This window comes from uncultured Ruminococcus sp., from assembly GCF_937915125.1.
GTDB lineage: Bacteria > Bacillota > Clostridia > Oscillospirales > Ruminococcaceae > Ruminococcus_C.
This window is the reverse complement of record NZ_CALDMP010000065.1, coordinates 22135-40936: the sequence shown is the minus strand read 5'-3', so window position 1 is coordinate 40936 and position 18802 is coordinate 22135. Positions and strand designations below refer to the sequence as shown.

Below are 18802 nucleotides of genomic sequence, written 5' to 3'. Positions count from 1 at the left end.
ATATGCAAGCATATGATGTGCAAAGCCGTCAGGCGCTCTTTGTGCGGTGTTGCCTTTACTGCGCAAACTGGCTCTGATACAGCTTCGCATAAAATCCATCCTGTGCCATAAGCGTTTCATGCGTCCCCTGCTCCAGTACATTACCCTGATTCATCACCAGAATCCAATCCGCACGCTTAATGGTGGACAGCCGGTGAGCAATAATAAAGCTGGTCTTCCCTGCCATAAGCTTCTCAAATGCCTTCTGAATCCGCTGCTCTGTACGCAGGTCAATGCTGCTGGTTGCTTCGTCCAGAATGAGAAAGGGCGGATCTGTCAGCATGATTCTGGCGATACAAAGGAGCTGCTTCTGCCCCTGAGACAAGCCGCCGCCATCCTCGGTGAGGACTGTGTCATAGCCATCGGGCAGACGCCGGATGAAACCGTCCGCATATGCTGCCTTTGCCGCCGCTTCGATTTCTTCCCGTGTGGCATCGGGACGGCTGTAGGCGATATTTTCCGCCACTGTTCCCGTAAACAGCCACGTCTCCTGCAATACCATTCCATAACACGCCCGGAGGCTATCCCTTGTCACTTCGTTGATATTCTGCCCGGCAATGGAAATGGAACCGCCGTCGACATCATAGAATCGCAGCAGCAGATTGATAAGCGTTGTCTTGCCGCATCCCGTAGGGCCAACAATGGCAATACGCTGCCCCTTATGCACATCCAGATTGAAGTCCGTAATCAGCGGACGCTCCGGCAAATAGGAAAACTTCACGTGAGACAGATTCATGCTGCCGTCGCAGTCTTTCAGTTCTGGGAGATGGCTGTCATCCGACTCTGCCGGTTCGTCAATGACCGCAAAGACACGCTTTGCAGATGCCACTGCATTTTGCAATTCTGCCACAACGCCGCTGATCTCGTTAAAGGGCTTGGTGTACTGATTTGCAAAGGTGAGAAAGCTTGCCAGCTGTCCTACTGTGATAACACCGATGAGCGGTACACTTCCCGTTGCTGCCAACGCACCGCAGACGCCAACTGCCGCATAGATCAGGGAATTGACAAACCGTGTGGCTGGATTGGTGATAGAACCGATGAAAGTCGCTTTCATACCAGTACGCTGTAATTCCTTGTTATATTCCTCAAAGCGTTCTTCCGCCCGTTTTTCGTAGGTGAAGGCTTTTACGACCTTCTGCGAACCGATCATTTCCTCTGTCAGACCGCCCAGCGCACCGCGTGCCTCTGAGGATTTCAGATAAGAGGAACGGGACATCTGGGTAATTTTTGCCGCTACAATCAAAGAAACCGGCGTGAGGATCACCACCAGAATGGTGATTGGCACATTGATGGTCAGCATGAGAACCAGCGTGCCTATGATAGTAAATATACCAGTGACAAACTGGGTGAACGCTTGCAAAAAGCCGTCAGAGATAATTTCCATGTCGGAGACAGCACGTCCGATGAGGTCACCTCTGGATTTGCTGTCGATATACCGCAGGGGTACATGCTGCAAGTGGGAAAACAAATCGCACCGCAGATCCCGGATGGTATTTGCCGCAAGACGGTTGGTACACAGGGACATGAGCCATTGAAAAACAGCGCTGATGATAATCGTCGCAAGCAGTACGATAATCACTTTCCAGAGTGCCGGAAAATCCACCTCGCCGGTGCCTACCACACAGTCTACCGCATCACCAATGAGGATGGGTACAAACAGGGACAGCCCCGTACCAATGAGCGCAAAGAGAAGCATTCCCGCCAGTTCCTTGCGGCAGGGCTTTGTATATGACAAAATACGTTTGATCACTGAAACCATTTTGCATCCCTCCTTACTGCATCTGAGTGTGGTAGATCTCAGCATAGACCGGGCACTGTTCCAGCAGTTCCTCATGCTTGCCATAGCCCACACATCTGCCGTCATCCACAACCAGAATATGGTCTGCATGCTGAATGGAAGTGGCACGCTGGGAAATCACGATCTTTGTGACATCGCTCATTTCTGAAGCAAGTTCCCGGCGCAGTGCCAGGTCGGTGGCATAATCCAACGCACTCATACTGTCATCCAGAATCAGCACCTGCGGATGTCCCACCAGAGCACGGGCAATGGTCAGACGCTGTTTCTGACCGCCGGAAAGACTTCGCCCTCCCTGGGTGACCTGTGTCTCCAGACCCTTTGGCGTCTGGCTGACAAATTCCCATGCCTGTGCAATACGGCATGCGTTTTCCAGTTCCGTATCCGATGCCGAAGCATTGCCCCATCGGAGATTTTCCCCAATGGTACCGCTGACAAGAGAAGCCTTCTGCGGTACAACGCCGATGATCTTCCGAAGTGAATCCAGCGTATAGCTGCGGACATCTTCCCCATAGAGCCGCACAGTTCCCTCAGTGGCATCGTAAAACCGGGGAATCAGTCCGGCAATGGTACTCTTACCGCTGCCGGTACCGCCGATAATGCCCAGGGTCTCCCCTGCTTGCAGGGTGAAGCTGATGTCGTGGAGTGCCGGCTCACCGCCGCCGGGATAGGCAAAAGTCACATGGTCAAAGGCAATCACCGGAACATCCGATTTAACAGTCAGTTCCTGATTGCCGCCAACAATATCCGGTTCTTCCGCCAGAATATCCGAGACACGCTTTGCCGATGCTGCCGCTTTGTTAAAGGATACCAGCAGTTCCGCCATACGCACCATGGACAAAGAGATCTGCGTCATGTAGTTCACAAAGGCAGTCAGTTCTCCCTGGGTCAGATGCCCGGTATCCACACGGACACCGCCAAACCACAGTACCGCAACAATACCCAGGTTCATAATCAGAAACGAAGCCGGGTTCAGGATCGCACCAACACGTCCCACGGCGACGGAACGTTTCGCAAAGACATTGCAATCCTCCCGATAGGAGGCGATTTCCTCCTCCTGACGGGAAAAGGCACGAATGACACGAACACCGTCCAGATTTTCCCGGGTATGACGGGCGATATTGTCCAGCTTTCCCTGATTTTCGCCGTAACGTGGAATCGTCCAGCGAGTGACACTGTACAAAAGTACGCCGATCACGGGAATGGCAATGAGAAAGACAATGGACAACTTCAGATCAATTCGCATTGCCATAACCGCTGCACCGATGATCAGAAAGGGACAGCGTGTGGCAAGGCGAATCATCATATTTAGTCCGCTTTGAACCGTATTGGTATCACTGGTAATCCGGGTGATCAGGGACGCCGTTCCGATGCGGTCTACTGTACTGTGGGACAGGGTATTCACATGACGATACAATGCACTGCGCAACGCCGTCCCGAAGCCATAGGCACATTTGGATGCAAAATACTGACAGGTCAGGGCGAATCCCAACCCGCATGCCGCCAACAGGATCATCACACCGCCCATACGCCAGATATACCCGGCATCGTGGTTGGCAATACCCACATCGATCATCTTCGCCGTGACCAGAGGCACGATCAATTCAAAAATTGCCTCCAGTAGTTTAAACACCGGCCCGAGAATACATTCTTTCCAGTACCCTTTCATATAGGGCAGCAATCGTTTCATACAATTCCTCCTACATACAATTCCTTTTCATTATCTCCAGCAGATATATTATACCTCTTTTTCCCCGAAATTGCAAGATGGATGTATAAATATTTGCCTGCGGTGCAAACTAGCAGCGGAGGTGGTTTCTTTGAAAAACGAAACAGGACACAGCAGTGCAGGAAAATCCCGGTTCCGCGGCTTTTATACGGCATTGGGCATCAGTCTGGTAATGATTGGTGCGGCGTGTGTATTTGCGTATCAGCAGACCAGTAAGACGCTGGAAAATAATCTGGATTCCATTACCGAACAGATTGCTGTACAGACGCCAACAACAGATGCCGCAGAAGCGCCAGTCATCGGTGTGCAGACCAACGTGGAAAAGGAAACTGCGCCAGCCACAGAAGCAGTGACCGAAGCACCCACTGAGCCGGCAACAGAAGCTGAAACAGAGGCAGTCACAGAGGAAACGCCGGTGCATCAGCTTGTGCCGCCGCTGTCGGATTTTTCCATTCTGAATCCTTTCAGCAACGGCGAACTGGTGAAATCGGAGACGACCGGTACATGGCAGACCCACAACGGCGTGGATCTTGCCTGTGAGACCGGCGCAGATGTATTCGCCATCGACACCGGCACAGTCAGCGAAGTCTGCAACGATGCCCTCTGGGGGTATACTATCACCATCGACCACGACAATGGCGTCGTGAGCCGCTACTGCGGTCTGGATGGCTCAGTAGAGGTACGTGAGGGAGATACGGTACAGAGCGGTCAGAAAATCGGCGTCATCGGTAATACACCGGATATCGAAAGTGCACTGGAGACCCATCTGCATCTGGAAGTGCGCAAAAGCGGCGAGTATGTTGACCCTACGGCTTATTTTAGCTGATTGGCTGATAGGAAAAAAAATCCGAACCCGTTTCCAGGTTCGGATACATAGTTATAACAATACCTTGCAAAGCCGGCAGGCAGTCTTTGTACGGTGCTGCCTTATGCAAATTCCAGATAGACAAGCCAAATGGACAGCGGTCCAATCAGCAAGAAAACGCCAAAGCAGACCAGTGAGAACACTTTCTTCCTGCGTTCCTTTCTGCGAGTTCCTTGTATCAAAAAAACAATACCTGTAATCAGTACAGCAAGAATAGAATACAACCACACCAATACAGAAACAATGAACACAACAAACAAAATGATGATATCCATTATGTTTTGTTCCTCTGATCTTCCGGCAGATACCACCAGGAATTGAACCCATACAAATAGGTTCTGGCACCTTTCGGCATCTGGGTCAGAGCGTGAAAGACGTTATAATAATCACCGATTCCCATGCCAATGGACAAGGCACCCAGAGCACCCAGCACTGTCAGAGACGGAAAAATCATACACAGCAAAAAGGGCAGAAATCCGAACACCAGATTCGGGAGCATAGACATAAAAATAAATCTGCTTTTGCTCATGTCCTCTGTCCCCACCACAAAGAGCATTCCGTTTTTGAAATTGGTATAGATCTGTGCTTCTTCTCTGAAACAAATGGCATGGAGAAACTCGTGGGGCACAAGGGATACCAAAGAAAGCACACAGCCCGCGAGAAAGCCCATTTGCCCCATACTCTCGATGCCAGTGCGAAACAGCAGCATTGCAAATATGATCACAAATACCGGAATACACGCCAGATTCAAAAACAGCCCCAGCTTTTTCGGGTCGTCAATTTCCTTGAATTTCACTGCCCCCGGCTTGTGTTCTCCGTGAGGCAGATTTTCAACATTCCCATCGAATTTGCCTTTCCATACGATTTTCATATATTGTCTCCCTCATCAATTCCACTTCCGGAACTCCTCCGGCACAGAAGTCTCAAACATCTCCCGGATCTTGTCCATACTCCATACCTGATAGGACGGTCCTGTGCTGGACGTGCAGTATGGCAAACCATGCTGCGCTGCCAGCTCGTCCGAGTACATGCTGTAGGGATACAGCCGCAGATTGGACAGCCGTCCGTCCTCATAGTGGGTGATTACCGGCGACACCTGTACATTTTCAATGGTCACAGAGCCGTCTGCCTTTGCCACAATATCAAAGTCCGCCAGTTCGCCCACCAGATTCATGTTATCCGTCTGTGCGGAGATAAAATTCCCCAGCGAATAGAACACAAAGCCTTGCGTACCGTCGGGACGGGTCAGATATTCCATGGACTGTGCCACGTGAGAATGGGTACCGATGATCACATCGCCGCCCCAGTCGATGATCTTCTGCGCCAGCGCACGCACACCGTCTGTGACATTAAAGGTATCCTCTGCGCCCCAGTGGCATGTCACCACTACTACATCTGCGATTTGCTTTGCCGCTGCGATCTGCTGCTGGATCAGATCTTCCTGAGAAGTATAGATAATCTCCAGTTCCGAATTGTCGGGCAGGGAGTAACCATTGGTGTTCTCCGTATAGCTGAGGAACGCCACGGTTTTGCCGTTGACCTCCTTAGTGCGGATATTCTGCATGTCCACATAATCCCGGTACACGCCGCAAGTAAGCAGATCCGGGTTTTCTGCCATTTTCGTATCCCAGTAGTTCAGGCAGCCGTGGAGTCCGGCTTCCCCCTTGTCCAACAGGTGGTTGTTGCACATGGTCACCACATTGAAGCCCATATTCAGTACAGCATTTCCCAGTTCCACCGGAGAATTAAAGTTATAGTTAGAACCGCTGATTTCGAAGCCCTCACCGCAGATCAAGGTCTCCTGATTGATGATATTCAGGTCGCCGTTGATCAAGGGCTTAATATTTTCATAGCAATAGTCGAAGTTATAGCTTACACCATCGCCGGAATGCGCCTGAGCACTCTGATATACGCACTGCTGTACCAGATCATCTCCCACAGCCACTACATTGATGACAGTATCTCCCCCGTTTTCGGGCTGTTCGGCTTCGCTTTCTGTATTATCCGCCGGTACTGCTGCATCGTCAACTTCTGATTCCGATACTGGTGCATTTGCCGGAATTGCTGCATCTTCGTCGATCTGATTGGTAGCACTGCATCCGAACACCGGCAAAAGCAGCGAAGTGCTCAGTACAAGCAGTGCCAATCTTTTTGCCGTCATCTGATATTTTTTCTGTTTCATGGGAACATCCTTTCCGTCAAGCTGCATTTTTCGACATACATGTACTCTCAGTATATCATATTGCGCAAAAAAATGCAATGATTTTTGCATCTTTTTTTCCGGAAGTGGGATAATAAGCAGTGAAAAACCATGTTTATCCCTGTAAGGACGCGGCGTGTCGTGTCCTCATATTACAAAACGGGCGGATAATATCCGCCCCTACAAATTCAACAAAAACAGAAAGGGTGAAGCACATGTCACAAAATGAAACGGAACGACTTCTGAACCAGTTCATCCTGCCGGATCTGTCCCAAAATCTCCGCCAGATCCGCACCATTGCAGAGGGTTCTTCTGACCTGCTGGTAAATGAATTTGTCCTGAGCGGCATGCCAGCAGCGCTGCTCTGCTGCGAGGGAATGCTCTCCACGGCAACCATTACGGAACTGATCCTGCATCCCATCACCCACGTGACAGTAGACGAACCAACGGCAGCCAATGTATTCGCCTACATCCGGAATCACCAGCTCTATTCCACTGACCGTGCCGAAGCCAAAACCTATCGCGATCTCTTCCGCTTTCTCAATTCCGGTTTCGCCGTGCTGGTACTGGAAGGGGCAGACAGTGCTCTGGTGTTCGGCGTCCAGGGATATGACAAGCGCTCTGTCAGCGAACCCTCCGGCGAGGACAATGTCATGGGTGCAAAGGACGGCTTCATTGAAGTTGTCCGTGTCAATATGTCCCTCCTGCGACGCCGGATGAAATCGCCGCAGCTGAAACTGGAACTGTTCGTGAAAGGGTCAAAAAGCCAGACAGACCTATGCCTGTGCTATATGGCAGACCGTGTGCCGAAAGCCCTCATTGCCCAGATCAAGGCACGGCTGGACGAAATGGAACTGGAATCCATTCTCTCCTCCGGCTATCTCCAGCCCTTTCTGGAAAACCGCCGGGGCTGTCTCTTTGACACCATAGGCACGACCCAGCGGCCAGATGTGCTCTGCGCCAAACTATTGGAGGGCAGAGTGGGGCTGCTCATTGACGGCACACCCTTTGCCCTGGTGATACCGAAGCTATTCTGCGAAAGCTTCCAGACGATGGACGACTATTGCTACCGCCCATCCTATGCGACCCTTGTACGCTGGATCAAATACGCTGCATTTCTGGTGGCAGTACTGCTGCCGTCCCTGTATCTCGCCATTGCACTGCACCACCCCGAGTTGCTCAACCGGACGCTGCTCCTGATCCTTGCCGATGCAGAACAAAATGCACCCATTTCCTTGACTGCCGAGGCAATCGGCGTGCTCGTGATCTATGAGATCATCCGAGAAGCCGGGCTGCGCCTGCCAAAAGCTGTGGGCGGTGCTGTGAGTATCGTTGCCGGACTCATCATCGGAGATGCCGCTGTCTCCTCCGGTCTCATCAGCACACCCATGCTCACCGTCACGGCAATCGCAGTCATAGCCGGATTTGTGGTGCCGGATCTGGCGCAGAGTGTCACACTTCTGCGGCTGGCATTCATTCTCGCAGGCGGTTTCCTGGGGCTGTTCGGAATCAGTCTACTGGGTGCGGCAGTGCTGTTCAATCTGTGTGCCGGAGAGAGCTTTGGATTTCCCATTATGGCACCCCTTGCACCACTCTATCCCGCCGGTCTCCGGGATACGGCGACACGTGTGGGATTCCGCAAAATGCAATCCGGCAATTTCACTGTGGAGGATTATCATGAATAAACTGCGTTCCGGTCAGCTGTTTGCCATGCTCCTGGTCAGTGCTGCCTTTTCCATTCTGTGCCAGACATCCGCCTATACCATCGAAGGTATCCTGGGTGCCGCCATAGCCGCAGCTGTTCAGATTTTACTCTGTCTGCCTATGCTGCTCCTGTATCGCCGCAGTTTTTCCTTTTCTGCCTATACCAGAAAGCACTGGATCCTACCCCTTTGCTTCGTGGCATATGCACTGATCCGGGGCGGCATTTCCTTTGTCCAGTTACAGGGAACTGCATCCGAACTTTCCCTGCCCATTTCGGGTAAATTTGTGGCAGCAGCACTCATTGCCCTGGTTTGTCTGTACACGGCTTCTCTGGGAATCCACACCCTGGCACGGAGCAGTACCTTGATTTTTGGCATATTGCTGGCAACTCTGGCAGTTATGCTGCTAGGGGCTATTCCAAAGGCAGAACCGCAGAATCTGTCCCTTTCTCCGGAGGATACCATCTGGAACGGCTTTCTGCGGAGTATACGCAATGCCGATGAACTGCCTCTGCTCTTCCTGCTGCTGGATTTCACAAAATCAAAGCAGACACGCAGTATCTTCCAGATTTTTGCCGGAAAATTCCTGCTGGTGACCTATCTTTCTCTTTTGGGTATGGCAGTACTGGGAAATCGCATGGCACAGGCAGAGCATCCTTTTTTTGCTGTGATTTCTGTATCTCAGCCATTGAGCACTCAGCGTGCTGATGCGCTGTACCTGTTGGTTTTTGTCATGCTATGCGTTCTGCGTATCACCTTGTTCACCGTACTGGCAGCCCATTTGTTGAAATTGACTTTCCCGAAACTGCGCTACGCCAGCAGCATCTGCCTGGGACTCATGCTCTGCATTTCCTGGGCTGCGTCCAGACTATCTGTTTCCGGCATCTGGCATATCATCGTCTTATGTATCCTGGTATTGCTCATCCCCATGGGATTTCTGCTGGCGCAAAAACGGCGAGGAGGTGCTGCTGCATGAGAGGAATTCCCCTGCTGCTCAGTTGTACACTGCTGTTCCTGTGCACCGGATGTGCCGCTGTGCAGGTACGTGACCGTGCCTATTTACAGGCATTGGAACTGATCGATCCGACGCAGCCTACCGTACAGCTTCACGATTTTGAAACTGCCGGCACCCTTGCCGAGGGAACAGGCAGTACCTTTGAACAGGCAATCGAAAATGCTGCTGTTCCCATGGGCAAGGAATTATTCCTGGGACATCTGGAGATGATCGCCTATTCTGAGCCGGAATTCGGATCACAGCTGAATCAGCTCATGGAAAAATACCGCCTTTCGCCGTCTTGCAAGGTGCTGGGATTATATGAGGGAATGACGCTGGCGGATACAGATACGGCGCACCTGACAGAACAGCTGGGGCGTGCGGAAAAAATCGGATTCTTGCCCGAAACCGATCTATTCACCATTTTGCGTGAATTTTCCGGTTCTGCAGGAACGGCACTCTTGCCTGTTGTCACGGAAAATAGCTTTTCCGCAGCAGTTATCACAGAAACCGAATCCTACGGTATGCTCTCGCCCGAAGCAGTTGCCGGATTGTGCTGGCTGCGTGGTGATAATCACCCGGAGACACTTTCTCTGCCGGGTGGTGAAACTTATACAGTCGATTCCGCCGCTGTCCGGCTGACCGGAACCATGACCGGCAGCAAGGCAGTGATCACTGTTTCCATTCGCATCAGCGGCGAGGGTAATTTTGCAAAAGCTGCTGCACAGATTCAGAGCCAATGCGAGGCCGCCATCCAGGAAACGGTTGTACAATGCCATGCAGATGTATTCGACTGGGAAGCATGTCTGCAAAGCCAGTGCTATGACGAATTTACCAGCGCAGACTGGACAGATGTTGTATCTCAGGCTGAATATCAGGTGCAAATTTATTCCACATAAATAATCAGAGACACAAAAAAGGACGCTGCCCCATCCGGGGAAACGTCCTTTTTGTCATTCATATCATAGAAAAGTGAAGCAATATTGCTTACTTCGCAGCCTTGATACGAGCCTCCAGAGCATCCAGCTGATCGTACAGCGCCTGCGGAATCTTACCGCCCTTATCAGCGATATCTTCCTTATAGTATCTGCGCATCTCAGCGATTTCCTTCTCCCAGAGATCCATATCCAGCTTCAGCAGGTCAGCAATATCTTCTGTGGTGAACTGCTTGCCCTCATAAACCAGGCCGTCAACATTGATGTCCTCCGGCTTCGGCTCATAGCCGATGGGAGTCTCAACTGCGTCAACAGTGCCTTCGCAGCGCTTGATGATCCAGTCCAGAACACGCATGTTATCGCCAAAGCCCGGCCACAGGAAGTTGCCTTCCTCGTCGGTCTTGAACCAGTTTACGTTGAAGATCTTCGGAGCCTTGTCGCCCAGCTTTTCGCCCATTTCCAGCCAGTGTGCCCAGTAGTCGCCTACATTGTAGCCAATGAACGGCTTCATAGCCATCGGGTCGTGACGGAGAACGCCGACTGCGCCAGCTGCAGCAGCAGTTGTCTCAGAGGAAACAGCAGAACCCATATAGGTGCCGTGTGTCCAATCGAAGCTCTGATATACCAGCGGCGTGGTAGATGCACGACGGCCGCCGAAAATGATTGCAGAGATCGGAACACCCTCCGGATTATTGAATTCCGGAGACAGGCACGGGCAGTTCTTTGCCGGTGCTGTGAATCTGGAGTTCGGGTGAGCCAGCTTGTTGCCCTCAGCGATATACTCCGGACCATTTACCTTAGCGCCCTTCCACTCAGTTGCGTCAACCGGCGGATTCTTATCCAGCTTCTCCCACCAAACGGTGTTATCTGCATTGTTCAGAGCAACGTTAGTGAAGATGGTGTCAGACTTTGTGCAAGCCAGAGCGTTGTAGTTGGAATTCTCGTTGGTACCCGGTGCTACGCCGAAGAAACCGTTCTCCGGGTTGATGGCATACAGTCTGCCGTCCTTGCCCGGCTTCATCCAAGCAATGTCGTCGCCGACAGTGAATACCTTGTAGCCGTCCTTCTGATAGCCCTCCGGCGGAATGAGCATTGCCAGGTTGGTCTTACCGCAAGCAGACGGGAACGCAGCAGTGATATACTTTGTCTCGCCGTCCGGCTTCTGTACGCCCAGGATCAGCATGTGCTCAGCCATCCAGCCTTCGTTCTTACCCTGGAAGGAAGCAATACGCAGAGCGAAGCACTTCTTGCCCAGCAGAACGTTGCCGCCATAAGCGGAGTTGATGGACCAGATGGTGTTCTCCTCCGGGAACTGTACGATATAACGGTTCTCCGGATCAACATCAGCCTTGGAGTGCAGACCGCGAACGAAGTCGTCCGAAGTATCGCCCAGGTTCTTGAAAGCATCTACGCCCATACGAGTCATGATGTTCATGTTCAGAACAACATAGATGGAGTCAGTCAGCTCTACGCCAACCTTTGCCAGCGGAGAACCGATGGGGCCCATGGAGTACGGGATCACGTACATGGTTCTGCCCTTCATCACGCCGTCATACAAGGGAGTCAGCTTTGCCTTCATCTCTTCCGGATCCATCCAGTTATTGGTGGGGCCGGCATCTTCTTTATTCTTAGTGCAAATGAACGTACGATCCTCAACACGAGCCACGTCATTGGGCAGGGTGCGGTGATACAGACAGCCCGGCAGCTTGTCCTCGTTCAGATGATACATCTTGTCACGATCGCCTTCCGGCAGAGAAGTAACCTCCTCTGTCAGAGCGTCCAGCTGTTCCTTAGAGCCGTCGATCCATACAACCTTGTCCGGCTTGGTCAGAGCGACCATTTCGTCCACCCATTGCAGCACATTTTTATTGTTTGTCAATGCCATTGGTACTACCTCCTAAATATTTCGCAGTTTTCCATACACCTGCATTTTCTGGATCGAATTTACAACTGACCCATTACAATTTATTATACCCAAATTCGAGAAGAATGTCAAGGGCTTTCGAAGAAATCCTCACTAATATTCAGACTGTGTTCATGTTTCAGATTCATATGTACGTCAGAAAAAGACACTTCCAGTAAATGTGTTGTGCGGTGTTGCCCATAGTGCTATGTGTGAGCAGAAATTCTCATTTCCAGTCCGTCAGTTCCATCGTTGCACTGGCATTGAGACTGGAATCCCCACGAATCCCGGCATCGAAGGCATAGGAACCAGCGCAGGCAATCATGGCGCCATTGTCACCGCAGAGGGACAGAGGCGGCATATATAAGGTATACCCATACTTGTCACAGGCTTTCTGCAAGGAATCCCGCACGCCGCTGTTGGCGGAAACACCGCCAGCAACGGCAATTTTTGTGTAACCATGTTCCCGGGCAGCCCGGATGGTATGGTCTGTGAGCACCTCCGCAATGGTCGCCTGGACAGATGCCGCCAGATCTTCCCGACAGACCGTTTCTCCCTTTTGCTGGGCATTGTGCAGGAGATTGACTACGGCGGTTTTCAGCCCGGAAAAGCTGAAATCATAGGCATTTTCTGCAATTTTCGGTTTTGGCAGAGAAAACGATTTCGGATCACCCAGTCTGGATGCCTTATCCAGATGTACGCCGCCGGGGTAAGGATAGCCCATGGCACGGGCGCATTTGTCGAAGCACTCCCCTGCAGCATCATCCCGGGTACGTCCCAGAATCCGGAATTCTGTATAGGACAGTACCTCCACAATATGGCTGTGTCCGCCGCTGACTACCAGACAGAGGTAAGGCGGTTTCAGATCGGGATGGGCAATGTAGTTGGATGCGATATGTCCGGCGAGATGATGTACCGGCACAAGGGGCTTTCCGGTGGCAAGTGCCAGTCCTTTGGCGAAGTTCACGCCCACCAGCAGTGCGCCGATGAGTCCGGGATAAGCTGTCACGGCAATACCGTCCAGCTCGTCCAGGGTAACGCCTGCATCCTCCAGGGTTTTCTGCACGACCCATAGAATATTTTCACAGTGCCGCCGGGATGCGATCTCCGGCACAACGCCGCCGTATTGTTTGTGCTCCTCCACCTGTGAAGCGACCACATTGGAGAGTATCTCCGTGTGATCTCTGGCAACGCTCGCTGCGGTTTCGTCGCAGGAGCTTTCGATTCCTAAAATCAGCATGTCATTTCTCCTCTTTCTCTTTATTTCCAGCACCTTTCCGTCTCGGCTCATACCACGCCAGACCGCAGTACCCATCCCATTCCATGACAATTCCAGTGCAGGAGATCTCCAGACAGGCAAAAGCTGTGCCAATGCGTTTCAGACAGGTCTGCAAATCGATATCCAGAAAAAATGTAGTCCGTTCTTTGTCCGCATCAACATAGCCGCCGTGAGAGATCCAGAAATCGTGTTCGGTATGCAAGTGTTCCAGAACCTCTTGCAAATCTTCCTGCGTGAAGCGATATTCCTTCTGTTTCCATTCTTCTGTACCATCCGGCTTTCTCGTCACACTGTCATAGAATTTTCCGCCATTCAGTCTGCCGTTCTGAAACCGCATCCGGAGAAAGTCTGTCTGCATTGCCATCAGATAGGTATTCTGGGAATTGGATGGTTCCACGCAGACGCCCTCCAGCTCCATGATCCAATCGGTTCCCTCCCGATATGTCCGTTTCAGGCAAGCATCATGATAATTAAAGTGTTCCGCCTCATCGACTGATCGGTATTTCATATATGGTCACCCACTCTCGTCATAAGCACAGCACCTTCCTCCGGATTCTGATAATATCGTTTCCGGAATCCCACCTGCGTATATCCCAGGGACTGATACAGCGCCATCGCAGCTGCATTGGACTCCCGTACTTCCAGCCAGAAGTCACACGCTGGATATTGTCCATGTGTCCACTCCAGCAGCAGTTTCCCCACACCCTGCCGCCGGAATGCCGGATGTACGGCAATATCATCCACGCTCATTTCCGTTCCGGCACGGGACAATACCAGATAGCCGCACACCGTCTCACCGGAAACAGCGCACCAGATCTGGTGATTCTCACTTTCCAGTGTCTGCCGGAACAACGTCTCCGACCAGGGATCGGGAAAGGACAGCCCTGCGATCTCTGCAATGACAGGCAGATGCACACTTTCTGCCCCTATCACCTTAACCCTTTGCATCATACCAGCTCTCTCCCATGCTGACATCTGCCGTCAGAGGCACCGGAAATTGCGCCTGTTTTTCCTCTGGCAGCGAGTTCCGGATCACGTTCTGCATCTCTTCTCCCAGTACCTTCGCAGCCGACATCGCATACATCTGCGGCACTTCCACGATCAGTTCATCGTGCACCTGCAAGATCAGTCTGGCACTGGGCACAGTCTTCTGCAGCCGCAGGTACACATGGATCATAGCAAGCTTGATAATATCCGCCGCCGTCCCCTGAATGGGCGTATTCATGGCAATACGCTTACCGCTTGCCTGCACCATTTTGTTGGACGCCAGCAGCTCCGGCACCGGTCTGCGGCGGTTGAAATAGGTGGTCACATAGCCGTTGATCTTCGCCTGTTCCACTGTCTTTTCCATAAATGCCCCAACGCTCGGAAACTGCGCCATATAATTCCGGATATATCGGTTTGCCTCCTGGACGCTGACATGAATATCCTGAGACAGCGAAAATGCTCCCATACCATAGAGGATCCCGAAGTTGACCGCCTTTGCGGCACTTCGCATGGACGGCGTTACCATTTCCGGCGGCATCCCAAATACCTGCGCCGCTGTTGCCGCATGAATATCCGCACCGCTGAGAAATGCCTCCTGCATCTGCTTGTCACCACTGAGATTTGCCAGAAGCCGCAGTTCGATCTGGCTGTAGTCCGCATCCAGCAGGACACAGCCATCCCGTGCCACAAAGAATTTCCGCATGTTCCGTCCCAGTTCTGTCCGCACGGGAATATTCTGTAAATTCGGCTCTGTGGACGAGATACGTCCTGTTCTTGTCTCCGTCTGCTTGAATACTGTGTGGATTCTGCCGTCCTCGCCAACCGTTTTCAGCAGTCCGTCTACATAGGTAGATTTCAGCTTGGAATACTGCCGCCATTTCAGCACATAGTCCACAATGGCATACTCTCCCCGCAGCTTTTCCAGAATATCTGCATTGGTGGAATAACCAGTCTTGGTTTTCTTTCCATGGGGCAGCTGCATCTCTCCAAAGAGTACATCTCCCAGCTGCTTCGGCGAACCGATATTGAATTCGTGCCCTGCCGCATCGTAGACCATCTGCTGCATTTCCTCGATCTGTTCCGACAGATACACCCCGAATTCCCTGACGCCTTTCTGGTCAATGGCTACGCCCGTATGCTCCATTGCCGCCAGCACCACCGTCAGCTGATGCTCATACTCCAGAAGTTCCTTCATGCCCTGTTCATCCACCATACGTCCCATTGCAAGGTACAGTTCCAGCAGCGCCGCCAGATCTGCATTTTCTCCCAAGCTTTTCTGATAGGGCACATGATATGTCACACAGAGCCGTTCGATCTCATAGGACGTCGTGGTGGGATTCAAAAGATATGCTGCAATTTCCCCATCCACCGCTGTAGGCAGTTCACCGTCCGGTACAATGCCCTTTGACAGCAGATAACGATACTGGAGCTTTGCCCCAAAGGTAAGGCGGTTCCTCTGGAACATCCGTTTCAAAAGTGCCTCATCTTCCGTCAGATAGACCACACCTGGCGTATCCGGATGAATCACACGCAGTAATTTTCCATCAAACAGACAGGAAGGAAGCGTGCCCAACATCGCACGATCCCACTGCCCCATGATCTCTTCTGTCAAAGGCTGTTCTTCCAGCGGCTGCACTGGATGCACATCGGATGTTTCAGCTGGTATTTCTTCTCCATCCCCGGACAGATTCAGCTTGTCCAGCAGCTTGACCATTTCCAATTCCAGCAGCAGCTTCCGCACTTCCTCATTCTGTACTGGCTGGGGCTGATATTGCGTCACATCCGTTTCAATGGGTACATCTGTCACAATCGTCGCCAGCCACTTGCTCTGCTTAGCGGCATCCACGCCCTTTTCCAGCTTACCATACACGGATTTCGTCAGCCCTGCCTCATCCAGATGGGCATAGAGGTTCTCCACCGTAGCCCACTCCTGGATCAGCTTGGACGCTGTTTTCTGCCCGATACCTGCAACGCCGGAAATATTATCGGAGCTGTCCCCCATGAGGGCTTTCAGATCAATGAGGGACAAAGGCGCAAAGCCATATTCCTCCCGGAAACGCTGGGGCGTATAGGGAATGGTCTCCTTATTGGTGGCAAGGCGCACGGTGACATGGTCATTCACCAGCTGCAGGCTGTCCCGGTCACCAGTGAGGATGACGCATTCCGCATTCTGCGCCGTACATGCTGCCGCAAGAGTCCCCAGAATATCGTCCGCCTCGTAGCCCTCGCAGGTCACTACACGGATTCCCAGCAGCGTCAGCAGCTGTTTCACATAAGGCAGCTGCATAGCAAGCTCCTCCGGCATTCCCTTGCGGTTTGCCTTATAGGTATCCACCGCCTTGTGCCGGAATGTGGGCTGGCGCAGGTCAAAGGCAACTGCCACAGCGTCAGGCTGCACCTCCGCAATGTTCTTCAGGTAGATATTCATAAATCCAAAAATGGCGTGGGTAAACACACCCTTGGTATTGCTCAAGGGACGAATGCCATAAAACGCCCGGTTCAAGATACTGTTTCCATCAATGGCAAGTAATTTCATGTGTGCCTCCTGTTTTAATATGATTCTGTTTATAGTATAGCACACTTTGTGCAAGAATGCTAGTAGGTTTTTTCGATTTTTTGGTCTGTACATTTTTTCGATTTTATGGTATAATGGATTTCAGCGGTAAACTCCCCTTCCACCATTGCTGCGCAAGGGAAACCGCCGATAGGCGGTGGAGGGGTATTATACCGACATACATAATTTTAAGAAATGAAACAACAAGGAGAAAATTCCATGAATCATACCTTCCGCCTCGGCAAACTGGAACTGCCGAAAACTGCGATGCTGGCACCTATGGCAGGTGTTGCTGACCGTGCCTATCGTATTCTCTGCATGTCCTATGGTGCAGCAGCCTGCGTCAGCGAAATGGTCTCTGTCAAGGGGCTTTGCTACGGAGACAAGGCTTCGGCAGAGCTTTGTACGATCACACCCCAGGAACGCCCCATGGGCTTGCAGCTGTTCGGCAATGACCCGGATTTTGTAGGACGTGCCGTTTCCATGGTACAGCAGTACCAGCCCGATTGGATCGATCTGAACATGGGCTGTCCTGTACATAAAGTTGTAGCCACCGGTGCCGGAAGCGCCCTGATGCGAAGTATTCCTCTGGCGCAGGAAATCGTCCGTGCCGCTGTCCGGGAAAGCAGTGTGCCTGTTACCGTCAAATTCCGTCTTGGCTGGGATGAATCATCCCGGAACGCCGTACCCTTTGCCCAGGCAATGGAGGATGCCGGTGCGGCGGTAATTGCTGTCCACGGCAGAACAAAGGAACAGCTCTACAGCGGCAAGGCAGACTGGAATGCCATTCGTGAAGTAAAGCAGGCTGTGTCCATTCCAGTGATCGGGAACGGCGATGTGTCCACCGCCGCCGACTGTCTCGCCATGTACGAGCAGACTGGCTGTGATATGGTCATGGTGGGACGGGGCAGCTATGGCAATCCCTTTGTATTCCGGGAAATCGCTGCGGCAATGCAGGGACAGCCTGTCATACTGCCCACCCTGGAAGAACGCATGGAGACCATGCTCCGCCATGTCCGGCTCATTCTGGAATGCAATCCCCAGAAGCCGCCGGAGATCGCCATCCGTGATGCACGCAAGCACGCCGCATGGTACATGACGGGAATGTATGGTGCAGCGAAATTCCGGGCACGCTGCTATCAGCTGGATTCCTACGAAGCGGCAGAACAATTGGCGGCAGATTTCCTGGCGTTACAGCAGGAACACGAAAAGAATACAACGCAATAATAATTTTTCATGACGGGATGGCAATTCCGTCATTTTATTTTTACAATTTTCTCTTGATTATATACCCCCAAGGGGTATATAATGTTGACAGGAGAAAGGAGGTACCTATGGAACACGAAAAAGAATGTCCTTGCTGCCATAAGACAAAGGAACGCTCCGAAGAAGAATACACCAGTCTGATCCACCGGCTGAACCGCATTGAGGGACAGATCCGGGGAATCCGGGGTATGGTGGAGAAAAACGCCTACTGCACAGATATTCTGGTGCAGGTTGCTGCTGCAAATGCGGCGCTGAACGCCTTTAACAAGGAGCTTCTCGCCAATCACATCCGCACCTGTGTTGCCGATGATATCCGTGCCGGCAAAGACGAGGTCATTGACGAGTTGGTCGCCACTTTGCAGAAGCTGATGAAATAATCCCGGCATTTCTGCACATATTATAAGGCAATACCGCACAAAGATTGTGCGTCAGATGCGCCGTCAGATTTTTCGTCAGATGAAACAAAAAGCGCAGTGAATACTTTGTGTATTCACGAGCATTTTTGTGAAATATGACGCAAAATATGCAAGCATATGACGTGCAAAGCCGACAG

General features: G+C 51.8%; 16 protein-coding genes. 6 read left to right on the top strand and 10 right to left on the bottom strand.

All coding sequences use genetic code 11. The features are described 5' to 3' along the window. Positions 1-55: 55 nt before the first annotated feature. Both Q0418_RS06695 and Q0418_RS06690 read right to left on the bottom strand, forming a co-directional pair. Positions 56-1798 (bottom strand): ABC transporter ATP-binding protein, encoded by a 1743-nt coding sequence (locus Q0418_RS06695; protein WP_298483375.1) that lies wholly within the window; start codon positions 1796-1798, stop codon positions 56-58. 13 nt (positions 1799-1811) lie between these two features. Continuing rightward, positions 1812-3524, bottom strand: coding sequence for an ABC transporter ATP-binding protein (locus Q0418_RS06690; RefSeq protein WP_298483374.1), 1713 nt, complete (start codon positions 3522-3524; stop codon positions 1812-1814). 130 nt (positions 3525-3654) lie between these two features. Between Q0418_RS06690 and Q0418_RS06685 the strand changes: the two genes are divergently transcribed. Next, positions 3655-4389 (top strand): M23 family metallopeptidase, encoded by a 735-nt coding sequence (locus Q0418_RS06685; RefSeq protein WP_298483373.1) that lies wholly within the window; start codon positions 3655-3657, stop codon positions 4387-4389. Positions 4390-4490: 101 nt separating this feature from the next. On the opposite strand, the gene Q0418_RS06680 is transcribed toward Q0418_RS06685, so the two are convergent. From Q0418_RS06680 to Q0418_RS06670, 3 genes are read right to left on the bottom strand one after another with little or no spacing between them, the layout of a single operon-like run. After that, positions 4491-4703, bottom strand: a complete 213-nt coding sequence (locus Q0418_RS06680) for a hypothetical protein (RefSeq protein WP_298483372.1) — start codon at positions 4701-4703, stop codon at positions 4491-4493. Continuing rightward, a complete protein-coding gene (locus Q0418_RS06675) occupies positions 4703-5299 on the bottom strand; it encodes a DUF3267 domain-containing protein (protein WP_298483371.1) in 597 nt (198 codons plus the stop codon). Before Q0418_RS06675 ends, Q0418_RS06680 begins: the two co-directional genes overlap by 1 nt. 15 nt (positions 5300-5314) lie before the next feature. Further along, complete coding sequence (locus Q0418_RS06670; protein WP_298483370.1) at positions 5315-6610, bottom strand: CapA family protein; 1296 nt, start codon at positions 6608-6610, stop codon at positions 5315-5317. A gap of 233 nt (positions 6611-6843) precedes the next feature. On the opposite strand from Q0418_RS06670, the gene Q0418_RS06665 reads away from it, so the two are divergent. From Q0418_RS06665 to Q0418_RS06655, 3 genes are read left to right on the top strand one after another with little or no spacing between them, the layout of a single operon-like run. Next, complete coding sequence (locus tag Q0418_RS06665; RefSeq protein WP_298483369.1) at positions 6844-8313, top strand: spore germination protein; 1470 nt, start codon at positions 6844-6846, stop codon at positions 8311-8313. After that, positions 8306-9307, top strand: a complete 1002-nt coding sequence (locus Q0418_RS06660) for a hypothetical protein (protein ID WP_298483368.1) — start codon at positions 8306-8308, stop codon at positions 9305-9307. The genes Q0418_RS06665 and Q0418_RS06660 overlap by 8 nt, the downstream gene beginning before the upstream one ends. Continuing rightward, on the top strand, positions 9304-10224 hold the full coding sequence (locus Q0418_RS06655) for a Ger(x)C family spore germination C-terminal domain-containing protein (RefSeq protein WP_298483367.1): 921 nt from the start codon (positions 9304-9306) through the stop codon (positions 10222-10224). Before Q0418_RS06660 ends, Q0418_RS06655 begins: the two co-directional genes overlap by 4 nt. Positions 10225-10312: 88 nt before the next feature. Here Q0418_RS06655 and Q0418_RS06650 read toward each other — a convergent pair whose 3' ends face one another. The 5 genes from Q0418_RS06650 to polA all read right to left on the bottom strand — a co-directional run bounded on the left by Q0418_RS06650 (position 10313) and on the right by polA (position 16965). After that, positions 10313-12145 (bottom strand): phosphoenolpyruvate carboxykinase (GTP), encoded by a 1833-nt coding sequence (locus tag Q0418_RS06650; protein ID WP_298483366.1) that lies wholly within the window; start codon positions 12143-12145, stop codon positions 10313-10315. Positions 12146-12389: 244 nt separating this feature from the next. Beyond that, the gene (gene tsaD / locus Q0418_RS06645; RefSeq protein ID WP_298483365.1) at positions 12390-13403 is read right to left on the bottom strand and encodes a tRNA (adenosine(37)-N6)-threonylcarbamoyltransferase complex transferase subunit TsaD; all 1014 of its coding nucleotides are present in this window, start codon (positions 13401-13403) and stop codon (positions 12390-12392) included. A 1-nt stretch (position 13404) separates the two neighbouring features. Then, complete coding sequence (locus Q0418_RS06640; RefSeq protein WP_298483364.1) at positions 13405-13950, bottom strand: hypothetical protein; 546 nt, start codon at positions 13948-13950, stop codon at positions 13405-13407. Then, positions 13947-14393, bottom strand: a complete 447-nt coding sequence (rimI, locus tag Q0418_RS06635) for a ribosomal protein S18-alanine N-acetyltransferase (protein ID WP_298483363.1) — start codon at positions 14391-14393, stop codon at positions 13947-13949. The genes Q0418_RS06640 and rimI overlap by 4 nt, the downstream gene beginning before the upstream one ends. Further along, positions 14377-16965 (bottom strand): DNA polymerase I, encoded by a 2589-nt coding sequence (polA, locus tag Q0418_RS06630; RefSeq protein WP_298483362.1) that lies wholly within the window; start codon positions 16963-16965, stop codon positions 14377-14379. Before polA ends, rimI begins: the two co-directional genes overlap by 17 nt. A gap of 237 nt (positions 16966-17202) precedes the next feature. On the opposite strand from polA, the gene dusB reads away from it, so the two are divergent. Together dusB and Q0418_RS06620 are read left to right on the top strand one after the other, a co-directional pair. Continuing rightward, complete coding sequence (gene dusB, locus Q0418_RS06625; protein WP_298483361.1) at positions 17203-18210, top strand: tRNA dihydrouridine synthase DusB; 1008 nt, start codon at positions 17203-17205, stop codon at positions 18208-18210. A gap of 107 nt (positions 18211-18317) precedes the next feature. After that, complete coding sequence (locus Q0418_RS06620) at positions 18318-18626, top strand: metal-sensing transcriptional repressor (RefSeq protein WP_298483360.1); 309 nt, start codon at positions 18318-18320, stop codon at positions 18624-18626. The last annotated feature ends 176 nt before the right edge of the window (positions 18627-18802 follow it).